Source organism: Streptomyces sp. NPDC050509, from assembly GCF_044457965.1.
In the GTDB taxonomy this organism is placed as follows: Bacteria; Actinomycetota; Actinomycetes; order Streptomycetales; family Streptomycetaceae; genus Streptomyces.
Genome location: NZ_JBITHL010000014.1, coordinates 37513 through 58421 on the forward strand (window position 1 = coordinate 37513; position 20909 = coordinate 58421).

The following is a 20909-nucleotide window of genomic DNA, read 5'->3' on the forward strand; positions in this document are numbered from 1 at the left end:
GCGCGAATCGTGAGGGACGGTCATGGTGGAGACTGGAACTCTATACGATGACCTGTATTGCTATACGGACTGCCCGCTCCGCTGCACGGCGTCCCGCTCGACGGGGCAGCTCATGCAACGGGGGCCGCCGCGGCCCCGGCCCAGCTCGCTGCCGGGGATCTCGATCACCTGGATGCCCTGCTTGCGCAGATGGGTGTTGGTCGTGACGTTGCGCTCGTACGCCACGACGACACCGGGCTCGACGGCCAGCACGTTGCAGCCGTCGTCCCACTGCTCCCGGGCCGCCGAGTGCACGTCCTGGGTCGCGGTCAGCACCCGGATCTCCGGCAGCCCCAGCGCCGCCGCGATCGCCCGGTGCATGTGCTCCGGCGGATGGTCGGTGACCTTCAGCTCCGTACCGTCACCGCCCGGTTCGATGGTGTACGAGCGGAGCATGCCGAGCCCCGCGTACTGGGTGAACGTCTCGCCGTCGACCATCGTCATCACGGTGTCGAGGTGCATGAACGCCCGCCGCTTGGGCATGTCCAGCGCCACGATGGTGGTGGCGGAACCGGCCGCGAACAGCCCGCGGGCCAGCATCTCGACCGCCTGCGGGGTGGTGCGCTCGCTCATCCCGATCAGTACGGCGCCCGCGCCGATGACCAGGACATCGCCGCCCTCGATGGTGGACGGGTAGTCGTCCTGCCCTTCCGACCAGTGGTGGAAGGCCCCGGCGGACGACGCGGCGAAGAGCGGATGGTGCCGGTAGATGGCCTCGAAGTGCACGGTCTCGCGCTGCCGGGCGGGCCAGCGCATCGCGTTGATGGAGACGCCGTCGTAGATCCAGGCGGAGGTGTCGCGGGTGAAGAGGTGGTTGGGCAGCGGGTCGAGCAGGAAGTCGTCCAGGGCCATCACATGGAACCGGACCGAGGTCGGCTCCTCGTGCCGCTCCAGGAACTCCCGCTTCGTCACCCCGCCGACCAGCGCCTCCACCAGTTCGGCCGTCGGCAGCCCGTCGAAGATCTCCCGGAGATGGCCGGTGGCGAGCGGACCGTACTCCTTCTCGTCGAAGACCCGGTCCAGTACGAGGCCGCGTGCCTCGGGCAGGTCGAGGCAGTCGCCGAGGAGATCCCCGAAGAGGTGGACCTGGACCCCCCGGTCACGCAGGACCGCCGCGAACGCGTCGTGCTCCTCCTGGGCGCGCCGCACCCAGAGCACGTCGTCGAAGAGCAGCGTGTCCTTGTTCCCGGGGGTGAGGCGCTTCAGCTCCAGATCGGGGCGGTGCAGGATGACGCGGCGCAGCCGCCCGGTCTCGGAGTCGACATGGAATCCCATGCCCCCATCGTCGCCCGATCAGTGGAACAGCGCTATCACCAGACAGACGACGAATACGACAAAGACGACCATCAGACCGGCCACGAAGTTCCGGCCGTCGGGCGGTCGCCGCCCCGGCTCGGGCCCCGGCTCGGGCCCCGGCTCGGGCCGGTCGTCCGGGCCGGCGGTGGCGTCGGCTCCGAAGAAGCGGGCGAGGCGGCGCAGGAGGGGAGGGCCGGCAGGACGGCCCGGGGGCCGCTCCGGCCGGGGCGGCTCGTACGGAGGAGGGCCGGGCACGCCGGGGCCGGCCGCGACACCCGGACGGGTCTCCTGCCGGGGCGGGGGCGGCGAATTCGGTGGCGACGGCGGTGGTGGCGACGGCAGTGGTGGCGGTGGCGGTGCGTACGGAGGCGGTGCGTACGGAGGCGTACCGGGTGGCGTGGGCGGTAAGGAAGCGACCGGGGAGGGTCCGCTGTCGCGCCATCCGGACCTGACGATCGCCAGCCAGACGTCCTTGCCCAGCCCCGGGTCCTTCTCCCCCTCCAGGATCTGTTCGACCGCGGCCCGGCCGGCGCCGCCCGCGTCGCCGCTCAGCCGCGGCAGCAGTTCGAGGAGCCTGGCCCTGACCGGCGCCATGCCCGCCAGCGGTCCCACCGCCCAGCCGTAGAGCGCGGCGGCGTTGGCCGCGCGGGTCTCGCGGGACGGCAGGCCCACGGCGGCCGGCCAGGCCCGGTCCCCCACGAACAGCTCCCTCTTGAGCACGGCCTCGCACAGCTCCTGGCGTCGGTTCCGCGGCCACTCGGCGTACCGCGTGGCGATCTCGCCCACCAGGGCCGTGACCGCCGCGTAGTGCAGCCCGTCCTCCCCCACGGCGGCGATCAGGCTCTTGCTGCCGCTGCCGCGCAGTGCCTCCTTGACGTTGCGCGCCGAGGCGTTCGGCTCCTGGAAGGTGTGCAGCACGGCCAGGAGGTGATCGAGTTCGACGGTGATCTTGCGGCGGGTCGCGAAGAACCCGGCCGAGTCGGGCGCGACCGGCCACTCGGGCGGAACGGGCCGGAACATCCGGCGTCCCTGCCGCCGCGGCTCGGGCGCCTGCTGTACGGGGGGCGCCTGGGTGTACGAGGGCGCGTAACCGTCGTCGTGCCGGTCGTCCCGCCGGTCGCGGTAGGGGGCGGGGTACCGGTCGTCATCGCCGTACCGGTCGCCGTCGCCGTACCGGTCGCCGTCGCCGAACCGGTCGCGGCGGTGGCGGTCGTACGCGTCGCCCTGCTCGTACGGGGCCCGCGGCTCCTCCGGGCGGTCGCGGTCGTACGGCACCCGTTTCGGGGACGGCGGGCGCTCCTCGTACGGATCCCGCTCCCTGGTGTCGCGTTCCCTCGGGGCCTGTTCCCTCGGGACCTGTTCCCACAGGTCGCGTTCCCTCGGGTCCCGTCCCCTTCCGCGCGGCTGCCGCTCGGCCAGGCGCGCGAGCGCGTCCTCCGCCGTGTCCAGGAGAGTGCCGCGGGCGCCGGGCGGCCACGGGCCCGAGATCGCCGCCAGGGCCTCGGCCACCTCGTACTCGCGGCCCTCGCCCCGTTCGACCCGGCGCAGATAGTGCCCGACCAGCCCGGCGGCCAGCGCCTGGGCGCGGTCGTCGGTCCGTTCCTCGGGGTCCGTCCGCAGCCGCTCCGTGGACTGCGGGGCCGGTCCGGGCCAGCGCCGTACGAAGACGAAGCGGGTCGCCGGGGTCTCGACCGTGTCGTGTGTCGCGAACGTCCAGCCCTCGGGGAACAGCCCGCTGAAGATGCCGTACAGCCCCCACAGCATCCGGCAGGGGGCGTCGCCGCCGTGCCGGTCGAGCACCGTGAACCGCTGGCCCGGGTGGCGGAGCAGCTCCGCGGCCATCGTGGTCAGGGGCTCCGCCAGCTCGGGCAGTCCGGCGAGCAGCACTCGCTGTCCGTCCTCGGCCGATGCCAGCAACCCGGCCACGCGCACCTGTTCCAGTACGCCCCTGACCTCGCCCAGCGGCAGCCCACCGCCCTCCCACGCCCAGTCGTGCAGCCCGAGACAGGTCTCGGGGTCGAGGGTCTTGGCCGGGCCGAAGAGCGCGTGGCACACCGCCCCCGAGTGCCCGTCCAGGTCGAGTACGGGGGCCCGGCGCACGAGCACCACCTGTCCCCGGCTCTCCAGCTTGACCAGGGCCGGGACGGTCTCGGAGGCCGTGGTGCGCAGCAGCGGCGCGGCGCCGTTGAACAGGCTCTCGGCGGTGTCCCGGTCGCAGGACCAGGCCACCGGGCCGAATCCGGTCGTGCCCAGGCTGTTCTCGGTGTCCCAGCGGAAGACGATCTGGTCCACCAGGTCCTCCTGACGGGTGATCAGGGCCATCAGGTCCCCACCTCTCTCAGTTCCGCTCCGGGGAGGAGCCCGCACATGGCGAAGATCGACAGCAGTGGTGCCAGGACCCGGCGCGGTCTGACGCCGTGGGGGTAGACGTCGCCGCGCTCCTGCGCCCCGGTCGCCGCCACGAAGTGGAGCGTGCAGCGCGCGCAGTCGTCGAACGGCTTCAGCCAGGCGGGGCTGCCGTGGTGGGCGACGAACGCGTAGGCGTCACGGCTCTCCGCGCGCAGGGTCTCCTCGTCCAGCTCCACGGGCAGGGCGCGGCTCAGCCAGCGGTCGGCGGACGGGTCGAAGCGGATCAGGTCGCTCTTGTTGAGGGCGACGGCGGCGGGCGCCTCGATGTAGGCGCCGAGCCGCGGGATCCGGTTGAGGACGGTGGTGAACGCCTCGTCGCCCAGATCGCGCTGCTGGAGTCTGGTCCGCACGCGGACGGGGTCCAGCGACGGCAGCCGCAGGGCGCGCAGCGGGTCGAGGACGAAGATGAAGGCGCCCACGCCCATGAGGAAGCTGGTCACCTCACCGTTCTGCGCGAGGTCCTCGCCCGCGAGGTCGAAGAAGACGACCGGCCGGGTGCCGTCGGCCCCGGTGACCAGCAGTCCGTCCGTGAAGTGCGCGAAGGAGGCGTGTCCGGTGGATTCGAGCACCTTGCCGCGGTGCAGCCGCTGGACCCGTTCCTGAAGGAACTCACGGTGGGTGTCGGGGTTGAGGGGCAGGCACTTCAGTCCGTACGGTTCGAGGCCGCCCTGCTCGATCTCGCCGAGCATCGCGGCGAGCAGATGGGTCTTGCCGGCCGCCGAGCTGCCCACGAGGGCGATGGTGAGCGGCTCGCCGCTGTTGAGGTAGGGCACGGGCAGATAGTGCGGCGCCGCCGCCGGGGCGTGCGGGCAGGCCTGGTACGCCTGGCGCAGCGCGTCCTGGTAGTGCATGGGGCGCCGTTCCGCGCTGAGGTCCAGCGGTTTGGCCACCTTCTTGGAGTCGAGGGTGACCAGCCGGCTCTGGTCGAAGGAGACCGGGAGCAGGCAGTGCGGGCAGAGCGTGGGGCGGCGCAGCGGCTGCGCCGGGCGCGGGGTGTGCTCGACGGGCCGGGGCGGCGGGGCCGGGTCCGTACCGGTCAGCCAGGAGCGCAGGGAACGGCGCGGGGGCGGCGACTCGTAGTAGGTCCGGTCCTCGGCCGCCTCCTCGGGCGGGTCGTCCCGCCCGGTCTCCTGGCGTTTCTTGGCGCGCTGGATGTCGAACTCGGCGCGTGCCCTGCTGAGTACGTCCGCGCCGCCGGACGCGTGCGCGAGCGGGTCGGGGACGTTCAGGAGCCGCATCAGCTCACCGGCGGACGGGCGCTGGTCGGCGCGCGGGGCGAAGGCGCCGCCTTCGTGGAGCGCCGCGAGCCGGCGGAACTCCCCGAGGTCCGCGGGTGGCCCCGAGCCGGGTCCCGGGCGCCCCGCCAGCAGGAAGTAGACGAGCTGGGCGACGGACCAGAGGTCGTCCCTGGGGTCGGTCCTGCCGGTGCCCTCCCGCTGTTCGGGCGAGGCCCAGGGCGCGGCGCCGTAGGCTTCCCGGGGCTCGTCGGCGCGCAGCGCGCCGTACGGCTCGGCGAGCCGGACGTGGGTCCCGTCCCAGCGGACGGTGTACGGGGTGATGGCCCGGTGGACCAGTCCCACCTCGTCCAGCAGGCGTACCGCGAGGACGAGTTGGGCGATCACCTTGCCCTGCTCCTCGACCGTGAGGGTGCCCTGGCGGCGGGCGATCGGCTCGCCGTCCGGGACGCGGTAGAGGACGAAGGGCTCCGGTGCCTCCAGGTCGAAGCCGATCATGCGGGTGAAGACCTCGCCGTACCGCTCGGAGCCGTACCGCCGTTCCATCGCGACGCCGGCGCTCACCTGCCGCTCCAGCGCGCTGTACGCGGCGGGGTCGCTCTGCGCGCTGTACGGCAGCCGGTACTGCAGGACGCGCCATCCCTCGCCGAGGGTGACGGGACGGGCCAGCAGGGGTGCGGGCTCGGGCATCCGGAGGTCGCTGTGCAGCCGGGCCGCGAAGCGGACGGCCTCGCCGCCGTGGGTGAAGAACTCCAGCTCCACGGAGTCGCCGTGCGCCCAGGTGGCGCCGGCCCCGCCTCCGCCGGGGTCGCCTGCGTTGCCTGCGTTGCCTGCGTTGCCTCCGTTGTCGCGGGGGCCTGCGCGGCCGGGTCCCCCGGCCGTGGGGTCGTTGCCCTTCCTCGTGCCGTCGTTGCCTGTGATCATGGCGCGTCCCTCTGCTCGGCCCGGACGGTCCTGACGATCTCTCCGCGCAGCGGGACCAGTCGCAGCACGCCCGCGTGCCGGCCTCCGGGTGTCCACACCACGTCTTCGCCCGCCCCGGCTCCGCCGTCGTGCGCGGGATCCTGTTCGGTGCCCCGGCGCATCGCCTCGGGGGCGAATCTGACCCGCCGTATGCCCGTCGGATCCCTGGAGAGCATCCTGCGGTCCTCGGCGGCGCACAACGGCACCACCTCGTCCTCCTCGTCGGCGGTGGCGATCAGCCGGGCCGCGTGGTCGGCCTCCACGCCCAGCAACTCGGCGGCTCCCGGGCGCAGTTCAGGATCGCGGGCGAAGTGCGGCGCCGAGGTGCCGCCGTCGCGCAGCAGGACGGAGTGCTCCTCGTCGAGCACGTCGAGGAGCGGGCGGTGCAGGGAGACCCTGCCTGCCTCGGCCGGGTCACGCTCGACGGCCGCCCACCGTCCGGCGAGGATCCCCCGGACGCCGTGGGCGAGGTCGGCGAGGAGCGTGTCCACGAGCGCCGGGCCGCCGTCGCCCCACTCCCGCTCCAGCCAGGGCGGATCGGCCGGTGCGGCGGGGTGCCAGGGGTCCTCGGGGAGGTCGTACTCCAGGGGGGCCGCCGCCGGTTCCGTACCCGCCACGCTGCCCGACCAGCCGTCGTCGGCGGAGCTGTCGCCCCAACTGTCCCAGTTCCAGGCGTCGCCGGGATGATGAGCCGGACCGTCCTGGCCGAAGGCGCCCTCCGTGGTGGGGTGTTGGGTCGTGAGGTATGACGATTGACCGGCCGTGCGTTCGGCTCCGCCCCGGGCGGCGGAGGGCGCGGCGGCGGTCATCAGCCGTTCCTCGACCGTCTCGGCGAGGCCCCGGACCATCAGGGAGACCGCGCGCGCCCCGTCCGAGCAGTGGTAGCGGGCGTCGGCGAAGAGCCAGTCGTGCAGGACGGTCTCGGTCAGCAGCCCGTCGACGGCGAAGAGGGCGTCCGCGGCGAACTCCGCCTCCGTCTCCCGCCACCACAGGTCGACGGCGTCCGTCCAGTCCCGCGCCACGAGCAGCCCGAGAGCGATCAGCGCCACGCCCAGCCCGGCCGCCCCCGCCCAGAGCGGCAGATCGAGCAACTGTCCGGTCAGCGCGCCGCCGGCACCGCCCACCAGGCCCGCGATCAGTCGGAGCCCTGAGCGGGTGCTGCCGCCGCCGTCGAGACGGCCGTCGTAGGAGCGGCTCGGCCTGCGCCGCACCATGAGCAGGGTGAGAGCCGCCGCGGCGAACCCCGTCAGCGGGCCCAGCACCCAGCCGAGCAGGGGCCACAGCCCGGCGACGAACGCCAGCAGGAAGACGGGCGCCGCGTGCGCGAAGGGCGAGCCGCGCACCGTGAACGGGGGTGGCACGGCCAGCTCCGCCACGCGGCGGCCGGGGCAGATCTCGTCGAGCCTGGCCAGCCGCGCCGCGCTGCCCGCCGGGGCGGACAGGTCCGAGACCGCGCCGAGCCGGGCGGCGACGGAGCGCAGCGGCAGCCCGTACGCCAGCAGCCGTTCGGTGTACGTACGCAGGCCGGGGCCGACATCGGCGCGGGGCGCCTCGGGGAGTTCGGGCAGCCGGATGCCCCGCTTGAGGAGACGGCCGCGCTGCTCAGGCCGCAGCCGGTCGCCGCCCCCGTCACTGAGGGCGCCGGCGATGGTGTCGCGGTACGAGCCGAGCGCCTCGGAGAGCGCTTCCAGCCGCTCGGGCAGGTCCACGGCGCGGGCGCGCGGGGTGAACAGGGAGGTGGGGCGGCGCACCTGTTCGTATCCGTCCTCGGCGTCCCGCAGCGCCCGGTCGCCGTCCCGTCGCGCCTCGTCGGCCGGGCCTCCCGGCACCAGGCAGGAGCCGTCGGCCAGGGTCCCCGACTGCACGTCGCCGAGGAAGCGGGCCAGCTCGGCGGGGACGGAGTCGCCCGCGCCCGAGGGGGAGCCGTCGGTGACGAGGACGGGCGCCGGAATGTCCTGGCCCGCCAGGTTCTCCAGCGTCCGCCGCCAGGTACGGGTCCTGGCCTCCTCCGTCAGATCGTGTTCGAGGACCTGAGCGGCGGGCACCGCGACGCTGTGCAGGACCTCCCCCAGTTCGCCGAGGACGGTGTCGAAGAGGGAGGCGTCGGCGAGCAGTTCGACCAGCGGGCGCAGCGCTTCGTCGGCCTCGCCGGGGGACGGTACGGGTCCGCCGTCCCGGCCGCCCGCCCCGGCGAACACGTCGGGGATCCACAGCACTCCGGCGGACGGCGGGCTCAGCGCGTGCGGGCGGCGCAGGGCACGGTCGCCCCCGCCGCCCTGCGCCAGACAGAGCACCTGGGCCGGTCCGTACGCGTAGAGCCGTTCGTAGAGGAGCTGGTGCGCGACGAGTTCGGCGGCGTCGTCGAGGACGAGGAAGCGCCGTACGTCCGACTGCCGCGTACGCGCCAGGGCATCGCCCACCTCGCCGTGGAGGGCGGCGGGGGCGTCGGCCGGATCGCCGCGGTGGCGCAGGTCGAGGCAGACCACCCCGGCCTGGAGTCGGTCCGTGATCACAGCCTGGTCCCCTCCTGTCCGTCGTCGCGCCGGCGCGGCGCGCCCCGCCCCATGTCGTCGGGTTCGCCGTCGCCCCACTCGTCGTCGTCCCACGGGTCCGCCCCGCGTGCCGGGGCCGCCGCGCCCCCGCGCTCGTCGGGCTTGGGCTCCCGGTGCCGGGCCGGCTTCTCGTACCGCGACGCGTCGTGGCGGGACCCCGTGCGCCGGGGCCGCTCGTCACGCGGCTCCTCGTAACGGGGCCGCTCGTCACGCGGCTCCTCGACACGCGGCCGCTCGTCACGGGGCTCCTCGTACGGCGGGTCTTCGTACGGCGGGTCCTCGTACCGCCGTGACTCGCTCCGCGTGTCCTCGTACCGCGCGTCGTCGTACCGCGACGGCTCGTGGCGCGCGTCGTCGTGGCGCGTGTCGTCGTGGCGCGTGTCGTCGTGGCGCGTGTCGTCGTGGCGCGTGTCGTCGTACCGCGGCGGCTCGTGGCGCGCGTCGTCGTACCGGGGCCCCTCGTCGTACCGCCGGTCCGCCTCGTACCGCGAGTCCTCGTCGTACCGGACCGGCTCCTCGCGGCGGGTCCGTTCCTCGTGGCGCGGTGGCTCCTCGTGGCGCGGCCTGACGACCCTCGGCTCCTCCTCGCGCTGCTCCGTGGACGGCGCCGCGCGGCGGTGGCCGTTGGTCCTGGCGGCGGCTCCCCTGCCCGCCCCCGGGCCCTGGGTGTGCCGCTGGTCGAGCGCGCGCAGCGTGGGCCGTGTGGGCCGCTGCGCGCCCGGGAAGCGCAGGTCGAGCGCGGCGGCGAAGGTCTCCTCCCAGAAGTGCCGCAGCGGTACGAGCCACTCCTCGTCCTCCGCGGTGAACTGCCCCGACAACTCGTTCAGCAGGGCCAGTTGCCGGGGCGCCACCTCGTGCACCAGCCTGCGGAAGATGCGCGAGGGCGGGGCGGGCGTCGTCGAGAGGCCGGTGGGCTGGGTCCGCATCAGCCGGTCGCAGAAGTCCTCGATGATCTGCCCCTCGTCCAGCAGGGCCCACTGCTCGTAGGCGCGCAGCAGCCCCGCCCAGCTCGACACGTTTCCGTCGAACGAGTCCAGCCGCAGCGTCATCGTCGCGGAGTCGCCGTCCTGGAGCCGGATACGGATCAGCCCGGGCGAGGCCGGGTCGCCCTCGATGTCGACCCGGTCGTTCCACATCGCGCACAGCAGCCGGTGCAGGATGCGCGTGCGGTCCTCCTCCGTACTGGCCAGCCAGTCGTCGCGGTGGCCGAGACGCTGCCTCCAGTGCAGGAAGTCGTCCCCGCCGGAGGCTTCGCGCGCCTCCGCCCACAGCCGCAGCGCGTGCCGGACCTCGGAGACGTCGGTGAGGCTCATGCCGCTGCGGAAGAGCACGACCGTGATGGACTCCGCCTCCACGGCCCGGAACTCCGGGGCGATGCCCGGGTCCCTGGGCAGGTTCAGCTCCTGCTGGAGGTAGCGGGCGGCGCGTCCGTCGGCCTCGCTCTGCGGGTGCACGATGAGCACCTTGAGCGGGCCGCTGCCGTCCGGGGTGAAGCCCACCGGCAGCAGCCCGGCGAGCTGTGAGCGGAACTGCTCCAGCCAGCGGCTGTCGACCGTGGCCACCGCGTCCTCGTCCCCGGCCGCGGCGCGCAGCAGCACCCCGAGGGAGGGCAGCAGGGGACGGTCGTCCAGCACGCTCGCCTCGCCGAACAGCGCCTTGACGCGGCGCTCCACGACCTGCTTGATCTCCTTCACCGCGGCACGCGGGGAGCGGCGTACCGCGTCCAGGGCGCGCTGCCAGTCCTCGGCGTGGACCAGCCTGCTCAGCAGCCCGGCGGCGTCGGCGTTCTCCGGCAGGCTCTCGTGCTGGGCCAGCCGGTCGAAGACATCGTCGTAGAAGGCCCGGAGGTTGTTCTGCGGGGGCAGCAGGTACGACACGCCCGTGCGGTCGTCGCGGTAGAGCTCCTTGCGGCGCTCGGCGAACAGCTTGCGCTCGTCCTCCTCGTGCGCCCGCAGCGCCCGGACCAGTTCGGTGACCTCCTTCATGGAGCGCATCAGCGGCGGGCGCCAGCGGGCCTCGTGCTCCTTCCAGCCGCGGTGCCACTGCCGGTTGGCCCGCCAGCGGTACCAGGCGTCCTGCTCCTCCACCGCGTCCTGTACGTCCGGGTCGCCCCAGCGGGCCGGGACCATACCGCCCGCCGAACGCCTGATGCGGGGGATCTGCGGCGCGGAGGGCTCGACGCCCTCGGGGCGCTCCGGGTCGTTCTTCCGGTTGTCCAGCATCCCGGCGAATCCGGCCTCGGCCGGGCGCTGCGGGTGTCCCGGCAGCCCGGCGATCACCCGTTCCAGCCGGAACGGGCCGAGCAGGCCCAGCAGTTCGCGGGCGCCGGTGCCCGGCTTGAAGTCCTCCACGAGCCGGGGGATCTCCCGGTCCAGCTCCCGGTCGAGCCGGCCGAGCCCGTCCTCCATGTCGCCGATCCGGTCGCGCAGCGCCTGGCTGATCGCCCGGCTGCCCTTGGGCAGCGGGTCGGGCGCGGGCACCTCGGGCGACTCGCGCGTCCACAGCCGTCCGATGCCGGACCGGTCGAAGAGGTCCCTGACGAGCTGGGTGCCGTCCTCGTCGTGGCGCCGGGCGTCCTCGGCCATGCCGCGTACAGCCTGGGCCAGCAGCCGTCCCGCCACGATCTCCGCGAGGTCGTCGACGGGGACGGTGAGGGAGGCCGCCAGGCTCGTGGACATGCCCCGGTAGCCGATGCCCGAGCGGGACGGGGTGGAGCGCTCGACGCTCTTGTTGACGAAACCGGCGGCGAACGACTGGTGGTCGCCCTCCGCGCGCCCCTGGCTGTTCTCGTCACCGAGTTCCGTGCCGATCAGGGAGAGCACCATGGCGGTGATGGACCGGCGCAGGTCCTCGGGCCGGATGCCGGAGGGCCGGCTGAAGAGGAACGCGGTCTGTACGGTCGAGGGGCGCAGCGCGACAAAACCGTCCCCGGGGTAGCGGACGCCGAGCACACCGCGCTGGGCGACATCGCCGAGGTCGTCCTGCGCGTCGGGCACGTTCTGGTCGTCGACCAGCCGGGAGAGGTCCACCAGCGCGCGGGCCGAGTTCAGTTCGGCCTCCCGGCCGCCGCCGGCCTCGGGCGGGAACGCGGACGGCATGACCACCAGCGGATAGATCTTCACCCCGGGCACCTTGGACTTGCGGAACTCGTGCCCGATGAGGTGGAGGAAGTCGTAGAAGATACCGGCTCCGGTACCGCCCGCCACGGAGAACGCCACGAACACGTCGCAGCCGCGGATCTGCCGGCCGCCCATCTCGCGCAGATCACCGGCCGATCCCGAGATCGTGCCGATGGCGGCGCGGAGCTGGCGCAGGACCGGCTCCAGGCCGCTGCGCAGTGTCGCGAAGAGCGCGGCGCGGCCCACCGTGGGGAGCTGTCCCGCGCCGTTGTGCAGCGGCGCCACGCGCGGCTGCCGGTCCTGGGGCGGCAGCCAGTCGTGGGTCTCGTCGTGCAGGGCGACCCGCAGCATGCGGGTCACCTCGGGCGAACTGTCGTAGTTGGCCGGCAGCAGGTCGTGGATCACGCGCGCGGTACGCGCGTACGCCGCGGCCTCGGTGCCCTTGGCGCTGAGATGCGGCAGCCGGTTCAGCTCGGACTCGCTGAAGTCGGCGTACACGAACTGGAGGCAGTCCGGAAGCTGGAAGGGCGCGCGCCGGCCGTCCGACACCAGTTTCGTACCGTCGGGGCCGCACAGCTCCCGGCGCAGACCGCGTTCCAGCTCGGCGCCGATTCTGCCTCCGGTGCCGCCCAGACCGACGAACAGCATGGGCTGGTAGATCTTCATGTCGTCTCCCGTAGGGCCGTCGCCGCGTCGCGACGACGGCCCGTCGTCACTCAGAACTCAGAAATTCGGGTCGAACCGGCTCGCGCCCGCCCGCTGCTCCCCCTCCCCGGGAGAAGCGCTGCCGCCGTCGCCCGACGGTCTGTTCTCTCCCCCGGCGGGCGTACGGGGCGGCCTGACGCGGGCGCCGTCCCGGCCTTCGGTACGGTCCCGGTTCCTGCCCCGGATCCTGCTGCGGTCCCTGTCCCTGTCCCGATCCCTGTCCCGGTCGCCGGTACGGCTTCCCCTGCCGTCCCTGGTCCGGTCACGGCCGCCGCGGCCCCGGCCTGCGGCGGCGCGCCGGTCGTGGACCACCAGCTCCAGCCCGTCGCCCAGCGCGGCGGCCTCCTCAGGACGCAGCGCGCGCTCACGGCCCTGCGGCGGCTTGAGCAGGAACTCCCCCGCCGCGGTGCGCCGCAGCCGGTGGGAGGCCGCCGCGCCAGGGCCGCCGCGCTGGAGCGAGGGCGCGCCGCCCCGGGCGCGGTCGATCACGAAGTGGAACTCTCCGCCGGGGCTCTGTCCCGCCCGTACGGTCAGCTCGTCGGACCGGATCCCCTCACCGCGCAACTCCAGCTTCACGCCGACGAGATCGCGGCGGCGGCGCCGTGCCGCGTACCGCACCGCCAGGAACACGGCGACGGCCAGCAGCACGGCGCCCGCCACGGCGACGACCCACCACCACAGGTCCCACCAGGTGGGCACGGGGTCGACGTCGACCTCCAGGAACGTGTTGTCCAGGACGCGTCCCCCGTCGTCGGTGTCGGCGACCGTGATCCGGGCGTCGATCTCGCCGGGCGCGGTGCCGGAGCCGATCCCGACCCGGAAGGGGACGCTCTTGCCCTCGCCCGCGGGGACCTCCACCTGGGCGGGGCTGATCGTCAGCTCCTTGCCGGGCGGCTGATCGGCGAGGGCGAGCCGTACCGTACGCGTCTCCTTGCTCTTGTTGTCCACCTTCAGGAGGCCGGTGACCGTCCCGCCCGGGTGCACGGTGTCCCGCTCCACGGTCAGCGCGGCGGTGACCGGCGGGGGGCCCGAGGTGATGCGCGCGTTGAACGGCCGGTGGTCGCCGGTGACTCCGGGCGCCGACATCTCGGCGGTCAGGGCGAGGTCGCCGTCGGCGCTGGACGGTACGGTCAGCGTCCCGGCGAACCGGACGTCCCCCGCGTGCGCGTCCGGTGCCTTGCCGTCGTCCGTGAGCGGCACGGACACCGGTTCGAAGCCGCTGCCCGTGAGCCGGGCCGCGACCGTGATGCCCTTCAGCTCGTCCGGGTCGTCGATGACGACGCCGCGCCGGGTCTGCATCCGTACCTCGACGGAGGTCTTCTCGCCGGGGCGGGGAGACGCGGGGTCGAGGATGACGGAGGAGCGCAGCCGGCCCTGCCAGATGGCACGCACGGCGACGACGCGTTCCCGGTGTCCCTCGGGCGCGTCGAGGTGGACGCGCCAGCGTCCGGGGCGTGGATTCTTCACCCGCAGCGCCTCGACGGGGCCGCTCTGGCCGGTGATCTCGAAGGTCGAGCCGTCGAACGACCCGTCGGTGACGACCTTCCGGCCGCGCGGATCGTAGTAGGTCGCGCTCACCTTCGGATCGTGTTTGCTGACCGTGATCGAACCGTCGGTGGCGATCTTGGGGATGGTCACGTACAGGTCGGCGGGCGGCTTGCCCTCCGTGCCCTGGACGACCTGGGCGCAGCGGGCGGCGGCGAAGGTCTCCTGGAGCGCCTTGTCGATCCCGGCGGCGCTGTCGACCACCCGCAGCCGCGGGGTGGCGGACGCCAGTTCGGCGCAGCCGTTGCGGAAGCCGCCCTCGGCCATCGCCTTGAGGGCGTCCCGGTCGATGGCGTCGCCGAAGCCGAGCGGCCAGATCTGCACGGACTCCTCGCGGGCGCGGGCGAGTTGTTCGCCGAGCTGGCGGGCGGCGTCGGTCTGGCGGCTGGCCGCGTCGGCGCCGTACTCCGGGCTGTCCCGGACGTCGAGCTTGCCGTCGGTGAGCAGGAAGATCACCTTCGGCGCGTCGGGCGCGCCCTTCTCGGTGAGCCGGGTCAGTGCCTGGCGCAGGGCGGCCGGGAAGTCGGTGCCAGGGCCCATCGTGGCGTCGCGGCGGGAGAGTTCCTTGACGCAGCCGTTCAGGTACGAGCGTCCCGAGGAGTCGGCGACGGTCGGGGGGCACACCTCGTCGACGGGGGTCTGGCCGGGCTTCTCGGAGCTGCCGAAGCCGATGACGGTGGCGCGTGAACGGTCCGAGATCTCTCCCTGGGCGATCAGCGCCGCGGCCTCCACCTCACGGTTCAGGTCGTCCTCGGAGAGGCTGTCCGACTGGTCGACGACCACGGCGAAGTCGATCGGATCAGCACCTTCGGCCACCGCCCCGACCCGGCCGGGCGCGCCGGTGGCGTGGCCCGGGGCCGCCCCCGTGGCGGCGAGCAGTCCGGCCAGGGCGAGCAGGACTCCGGCCAGATGTCTCACTCCGGCCAGGTGTGTCGCGCGCGTCGTGTTTCTCATGTGCACCGTCTCTCACCACAGCTCACTCAGTAGGACCAGCACCGCGCCGAGCATCAGGGAGCAGCCCCCCATGCGCAGCCAGCGGTACTTGGCGGCCAGCACCGCGGCGTGCACGGTCGCCTGGCTCAGCAGCCAGCCCACGACGTCCTCGCCCGTCGTGTTCAGCCGGACCAGCAGTTCGTCGGACGGGGTGCCGGAGAGCAGGTCGTGCAGGAAGGTGCTCTCCGCTCCTATCCGGGTGCGGGGCAGGACGACCGCGATCAGCATCAGCAGTCCGGCGACGCAGAGGACTCCGCCGGCGGAGAGCAGGGAGAGCCTCACCGGTGCGAGGGGTTCGTGCAGTCCGTCCTTGGTGAACGCGACGGCGCAGAAGGCGATGGCCCCGGAGAGCAGGATCGCGGCCTTCGTGTCGGCCCTCCCTATGTCCTCGCGGACCGAGACGACCAGGCGTTCGGCCAGATACCTGACATCGGCGCTGTCGGATCCTTCCGGCCGTAAGGCCGGGACTCCGCCGCTCATTCGTCCCCCCAGTCGTCGAAGTCGGCGCTGGGCCTGGAGCCGCGCCGTGCGCTGCCGTGTTCGTCGCCCCGGTCGGCGCGCTCGCGGCGCGCGTCGCGGTCGCGTTCCGCGGACGACTCGACCCTGGTCGGCCGGTAGACCCGCGGTTCGTCGTCCCACGGGGGGCGGTCCGGTTCGCCGTGGTCGTCCGCGTAGCCGTTCCCCCGGTCGTCCCGGTGGCCGCTCCGGGCGTCGTCGCCGAAGCCGTCCCCGTCGTCCGTCCGGTGGGCGCGGGGCGCCTCCTCGCGGCGGCGGCGGGCGGCGGGGCCCTCCTCCAGCTCGTGCCTCGGCCGCTGGCCGAGGAGCATCTGGTCCGTGACGCCGCCGAGCACCGCTCCCCCGCTCTCACGGAGCAGCCGCAGCGTTTCGAACATCTGGTCGCCGATGTCGTGGCGTTCGAGGTGTCCGGTGTCGAGCAGCCGGTTGAAGAGGTTGATGAGGTCGGTCTGTCCTTCGCGCTTCTGCTCCCGGATGGCCTCGCGGATCTCCCACTCCTTGGCGGGGTTGCGCGCCATGAGGTGGATGATCTCGGCCTCCTGGCCCCGCCGGAACACCGCTTCGAGTTCGGCCGCGCGCTCCCTGACGAGCCTGCGTTCCATCGCGTCCTTGCGGCGGTCGGCCTCGGCCTGCGCCTCGTCCCTGGACATGTCGAAGTCGATGTCGTCGCGCTCGCTCTTGCGCTGTCGGACGACATCGCTCAGATCGATGAACACGTGTATGCGCAGCCGCAGTCCGAGATCGCGTCCCAGGTCGATACGGCCCTTGGCCAGTTCCTCCTGGACCGCCTCGTCGGCGCGCTGCGCGTCCGTGAGCCGGAAGCGGCGGGAGAGCTGGCGCAGCGCGAGGAGGAGTTCGCCGTGGAGGAGTTCGCGTACGTCCCAGACGCGCTTCATGACGACCGTGTGCGGCTCCTCGACCTCCCAGTGCACCTCGGCCCTGGCCTCGAAGAACTGGGCGTCGCCCGCGGCGGGCAGGGCCAGTTCGAACGAGGTCACGTTCCGGCCGAGCAGCACCTCGAACACGGTGTACGGGGGCCGGAGTCTGGGTTTGTCGTGGTCGTCCCTGCGGTCGGGCCAGACCACGCTGTGCCCGCCGTTCTGGTACAGCAGTACGGCGGCGATCTGGCCGCTCTCGCGCCGGTAGGGAGGCCTGCGCTCGCGCACCAGCGGGCCGACCGGGCTGTCCCGGTACTGCTCCACCCCGTCGCCGTCCACCGGCTGTTCCGTCAGGTCCGGGCCTCGCCGGTCCGGCGCCCCGTACCCCGGGCGCCGCTCCCCGTACCGCTGCTCACCGTTGCGTCGTTCCCCCTCACGCGGATCGTCGGCGCGCTGTTCGCCGGCGCGTCGGCGGGGCCGTTCCTCGTGCAGCCATTGCGCGTACTGTTCTTCGCCGCGGCGGTCACGGTTCCCCTCCGCGGATCGCTCTTCGTACGGTGACGGGCTCATGCCTCGGCCCCCTCTCCCACCGCGTCCCACATCGTGCGGGCCGCGCTCTTGTCCAACGGTTCGTCCGGGTCCTTGACCAGTCGTGCCAGCAGGTGGCGCAGTCGGTCGCGGTCCCTGCGCTCCTCGGCCAGCCGGACCAGGAGGCGGCAGACGAAGTCCAACTGGTGGCTGTCCGCGGCGGCCTGGGGCAGCAGCAGGGCGAGGGCGTCCTGGGTCGCGGCGCCGGCGCGCGGGGTGGCCAGCGCCCGCCGGACCAGGGAGGCCAGCCGCCCGGTCAGTTCGGGGTTGGTCTCCAGCAGGGCGGAGACCAGCATCCGCTTGCCGTGCGCCTCGAAGTCGGGCATGTCATGGAGGCCCCACAGGAAGGTCGTACGGGTGCGCAGCGCCTTGATCACGGTCATCAGGGCGAGGTTGGCGGGCCCCCGCCGGGTGCCGCGCAGCCAGGTGTCGAGACGCTGGACGACGACCTCCGGCTCCGGTCCCGCCAGCAGCCGGGCGACGCTGAACGACGCGTCGTTCAGGATGTCCGTGTCATGGGCGGAGTCGGTGTCGTCGTGCGCGCGGACGGCCACCTTGGCCAGGGCGTCGAGCGACGCGGCGACGGACCCGGCCGCCATCCCGTAGCCGTGCGCCAGGACCGCGGTGGTCAGCAGTTCCTCGTGACCGCTCTTGGCCCACTCCTTGAGCAGGGCGGCGACCGCGGGTTGTACGGACGGCTCACGCGCCGCCTCCGCCAGCGCGGTCGCCGCCGACATCTGCTGGAACGGGCTGTCGGAGGCCGCCATGGGCACGACCAGTTCACCCGACACGTAGGGCAGGTCCCAGGAGCACAGCACCCCGGCCGCGATGGACGCCCGTACCCACAGGACGGGCCGCGGGTCGTCGCACAGGGTCCGCAGCCAGCGGACGAGGGGGCCGCGCGCGTTGTGGTAGCCGTCCCAGACCTCCCGGAGCACCGCGGTCGCGAGGGCTTCCCCCTGGAAGCGGATGGCCCGTACCGGCACCTTGGCGTAGCCGAGGTCCAGCTCACCGTTCTGGAGCACGGACCTGGCGGCGACGGGCCTGGCCACGGCGTGGGTGCCGAACAGCCTGCGCCCGGCGGGGGTCCCGGGGTCGAGGGTGACCGCCAGTTCCCAGGCGAGCTGTTCGCCCGCCTCCGCGGTGAGGCTGTACGGCGAACCGTTGAACACGGCGACGGCGATACGGAACGCGGCGGCGCTCAGGGTCGGCAGGGCCTCGGGCAGGGTGCCGGGGCGGTCCGCGCCCGCGAACCAGGTCCTGGCCTGCGCGTCGACGAAGGTCGCGCAGTCGGCGAGGAGTTGACGGTGGGTCAGTTCTCCTTTCTGGCGGCGGGCGAGATGGTCGGCGAGCCGGGCGGCCTCGCCGGGGCGCAGCTCGTCCAGGCCGAGCGCGGCGGTGACGTCCTCCTCCGCGGCCAGCGCCAGGGCCTCGTCCAGGGCGCCGTCGGGCGCGTCCGCCAGGAGCACCCGGAGGTGCTGGAGGAGGACCTTCTCGGAGGACGGCGAGGCACAGGCCACTCCGTACCGGCCGCGCAGCAGCCGGTCGGCCAGCTCGCCGTTCTCCACGAGGAGCACGCCGAAGGCCCCCGCCTTGACGAGCTTGCTGCGCAGGCCGTCGAGGTGCAGCTCGGTCGGCTCCGCCCGCCGGACCCGGGTCCTGGCGCGGCCGTTGACCTGCTCCGTCTCCTGCCATCCGGTGTCCTCGGACTCGATCGCCAGGAGATGGCCGTGGCCCGGCTGGATCTCCTCGATCTCGTGGACCTTGACGCCGGGGTCGAGCCGGGTCACCTTGTCCCCCGCCACGCCCGCGAGCAGGGTGAGCGCCGTCGCCGTACGGCCGCTGTTGCGCTCTCCGCAGAGCACCAGCAGACCGCGCTTGCGCAGCCGCTTCTCCATCTCCTCGTAGTCCGGGGCCTCGCAGTACACACCGGCGAGGCGGGTCAGCTCCTCGGCCGGGACCGGGCCCTGGACCATGGCGTGCCCGGCGCCGATGCCGAGCCGGCCGATGAAGGTGTTGCCTTCGTAGTACTGGCCGTCCGCGCCGAATCCGATGGCGCGTCCCGTCTTGCCGGCCGCGAAGGTCTGGAGCGCCGCGTGCGCCGTACCGGAGCCGCCCGTACCGCCCGAGCTGCCGAGCGGGTTGCGGCCCGCCTGGTCGAAGGGGTTGGGCTCGGGGGGCTCGGGGCCGTCGCCCGGCGTCCGCCGGTCGGCGCCCTTCTCGGGCTTGTCGGCCTTCTTGTCGGACTTCCTGTCGGCCGCGTTCTTCTCGGACGACCGGTCCTCGGACTCGTCCTGGGGATCCGGTACGTCCGGTGCCTCGTCCAGGTCGCTCATGCGGGCTCACCCGGCTCCGGAGAGGCGGGGCCCCGGCTCTTGCGGATGCCGGTGAATCCGTGGATCACGTTGTTCTCGAAGTACTGGAGGTCACCCTGGGCGGTGATGACCCTCCCCGTGGAAGGTGGCGGTGGGCCGTCCCCCGGTGTCGGCCCACCGCCGGTCTGTTGCCGCGCCGCGCCCCCGCCGTCCGGGGGCGCGCCCCCGTCGGGCGCTCCGGACACCCCGGCCAGGCCGGAGAGCGCGGACGCGGATAACCGCGGGATGTGGAACCAGGCGGTCTCGTCCGTCTCCTTGAACCGGACCTGTGTTCCCACGTAGTGCTCGGGCTCCACCTGGCGCCCGCCTTCCGCCACCACGTTCACGTACAGCCAGTCGGAGACGACCAGCAGCAGGTCGGAGCCGGGCGCGTCGGCCATGATCCGCTTGGCCGTCGGGCTGTCGCAGAGCCGGCAGGCGAGGTCCACCGCCCGGCCCACCAGCCCCCTGCCGTCGTCGAACACGGGCCCCGCGTTCATCCCGATCCGCAGCCGCAGCCGCCGCGCGCTGTCCTCGTTGTGCTCGCGCAGGTACTGGTGGAGCGCTTCGAGCCAGCCGCCGACCATCAGCGACGACGGTGTGCCCGGGTCGAGCGCGGCGAGGATGCCGTCCCCGCGGTCCTCCTGGTGGAGGCCGTGGGTATCGATGTCCACCGCGGCGAACGCCTCGTCGAACGCCCCGTACAGCGCGTTCCGCATCCGCTTCTTGGCTTCCATCCCCAGCGTGCCCGAACCACTGACGTCGCCGAAGACCACCAGTCTGCTGACCGCTCCCACACTGCTCACTGTTCCCCCTGTGCCGTGGTGACAGATCAAGCCTGGCCGCGAAACGCGGCGGGCGATGTAGCCGTTTACACAGCCGGAGGAGTTTTCTCCGGCCGTTCCGCACGAGGCCGCTGCGACTGCCGCCCGTCGGCGAGCAGCCGCAGCACCTGTATGTCCGTGACCGTGAGCCGCCGGTTGCCCGTCCGTACGACGTCCTGCTCCCGCAGCAGGCGCAGCGCCTTGGCGACGGCCTCCCGGGTGGCGCCGATCGCCGCCGCCAGGTCGTGCTGGGGCAGCGGCAGTTCGACCACGGTGCCGTCGCCGGACGGGCGCCCGACCCGCTCCGTCAGCTCCACCAGCCGGGCGGCGAGGCGTTGCAGGACGGAGCTGGAGGCCAGCGAGCGGCGTTCGACGTCGGCGCTGCGCAGCCGGGCGCTGAGCTGGCGCATGATCAGCGAGGTGGCGTGCGGTCGCGCGGCGAGGAAGCTGCGGAACCGCTCGCCGGAGACGGCCGTGGCCTCCACCCGGCCGAGCGCGGTGACGGTCGCGCTGCGTGGCCCCTGGTCGAACGCGGCCAGGTCGCCGACCACCTCACCCGCGCCGCGCAGCGCGAGGATGAGCCGGGCTCCCCGGTCGGTGTCGACGGAGACGACGGACCAGCCCGACCGCAGGGCCAGGACGAAGGTCGTCGTGTCCCGCTCCCTGAGCATCGCCTCGCCCGGGGCGTAGGTCCGGAGCGAGCCGAGGGCGAGCAGGGCGGCACGGTCCTGGGGGGTGAGGGCGTCAAGGAAAGAACGATTGCGCTCGAACAGGCTCATACTCACCCCCGTGAGAATTGCATTTTCCGGACAGCCGTCACACCGGTAACAGCCGCCACAAGGTGCCTTTGTTTTGCGCCAAGTCGCCTTGAACGTAAGACATTTGACTACGGG

At 73.4% G+C, this 20909-nt stretch carries 11 protein-coding genes; all 11 read right to left on the reverse strand.

Going from position 1 to position 20909, the window contains the following annotated elements; all coding sequences use genetic code 11:
• Positions 1-60 precede the first annotated feature (60 nt).
• The 11 genes from ACIBJC_RS32310 to ACIBJC_RS32360 all read right to left on the reverse strand — a co-directional run bounded on the left by ACIBJC_RS32310 (position 61) and on the right by ACIBJC_RS32360 (position 20795).
• Positions 61-1314: an arginine deiminase gene (locus ACIBJC_RS32310; protein WP_399298638.1), complete on the reverse strand. Its 1254-nt coding sequence runs from the start codon at positions 1312-1314 to the stop codon at positions 61-63.
• 18 nt (positions 1315-1332) lie between these two features.
• Positions 1333-3657, reverse strand: coding sequence for a hypothetical protein (locus ACIBJC_RS32315; protein WP_399298640.1), 2325 nt, complete (start codon positions 3655-3657; stop codon positions 1333-1335).
• On the reverse strand, positions 3657-5903 hold the full coding sequence (locus ACIBJC_RS32320) for a hypothetical protein (RefSeq protein ID WP_399298642.1): 2247 nt from the start codon (positions 5901-5903) through the stop codon (positions 3657-3659). Before ACIBJC_RS32320 ends, ACIBJC_RS32315 begins: the two co-directional genes overlap by 1 nt.
• A complete protein-coding gene (locus ACIBJC_RS32325) occupies positions 5900-8455 on the reverse strand; it encodes a hypothetical protein (RefSeq protein ID WP_399298644.1) in 2556 nt (851 codons plus the stop codon). Before ACIBJC_RS32325 ends, ACIBJC_RS32320 begins: the two co-directional genes overlap by 4 nt.
• Entirely contained in the window at positions 8452-12279 is a 3828-nt protein-coding gene (locus ACIBJC_RS32330) for a tubulin-like doman-containing protein (protein WP_399298646.1), read from the reverse strand. Before ACIBJC_RS32330 ends, ACIBJC_RS32325 begins: the two co-directional genes overlap by 4 nt.
• 57 nt (positions 12280-12336) lie before the next feature.
• Positions 12337-14817: a VWA domain-containing protein gene (locus ACIBJC_RS32335; RefSeq protein WP_399298648.1), complete on the reverse strand. Its 2481-nt coding sequence runs from the start codon at positions 14815-14817 to the stop codon at positions 12337-12339.
• 12 nt (positions 14818-14829) lie between these two features.
• A complete protein-coding gene (locus ACIBJC_RS32340; protein ID WP_399298650.1) occupies positions 14830-15336 on the reverse strand; it encodes a Pycsar system effector family protein in 507 nt (168 codons plus the stop codon).
• On the reverse strand, positions 15333-16820 hold the full coding sequence (locus tag ACIBJC_RS32345) for a hypothetical protein (protein ID WP_399298652.1): 1488 nt from the start codon (positions 16818-16820) through the stop codon (positions 15333-15335). Before ACIBJC_RS32345 ends, ACIBJC_RS32340 begins: the two co-directional genes overlap by 4 nt.
• Positions 16817-19174, reverse strand: coding sequence for a hypothetical protein (locus ACIBJC_RS32350; protein ID WP_399298654.1), 2358 nt, complete (start codon positions 19172-19174; stop codon positions 16817-16819). The genes ACIBJC_RS32345 and ACIBJC_RS32350 overlap by 4 nt, the downstream gene beginning before the upstream one ends.
• The gene (locus tag ACIBJC_RS32355) at positions 19171-19998 is read right to left on the reverse strand and encodes a hypothetical protein (RefSeq protein WP_399298656.1); all 828 of its coding nucleotides are present in this window, start codon (positions 19996-19998) and stop codon (positions 19171-19173) included. The genes ACIBJC_RS32350 and ACIBJC_RS32355 overlap by 4 nt, the downstream gene beginning before the upstream one ends.
• A 65-nt stretch (positions 19999-20063) precedes the next feature.
• Positions 20064-20795, reverse strand: a complete 732-nt coding sequence (locus ACIBJC_RS32360; protein WP_399298658.1) for a Crp/Fnr family transcriptional regulator — start codon at positions 20793-20795, stop codon at positions 20064-20066.
• Between the last annotated feature and the right edge of the window lie 114 nt (positions 20796-20909).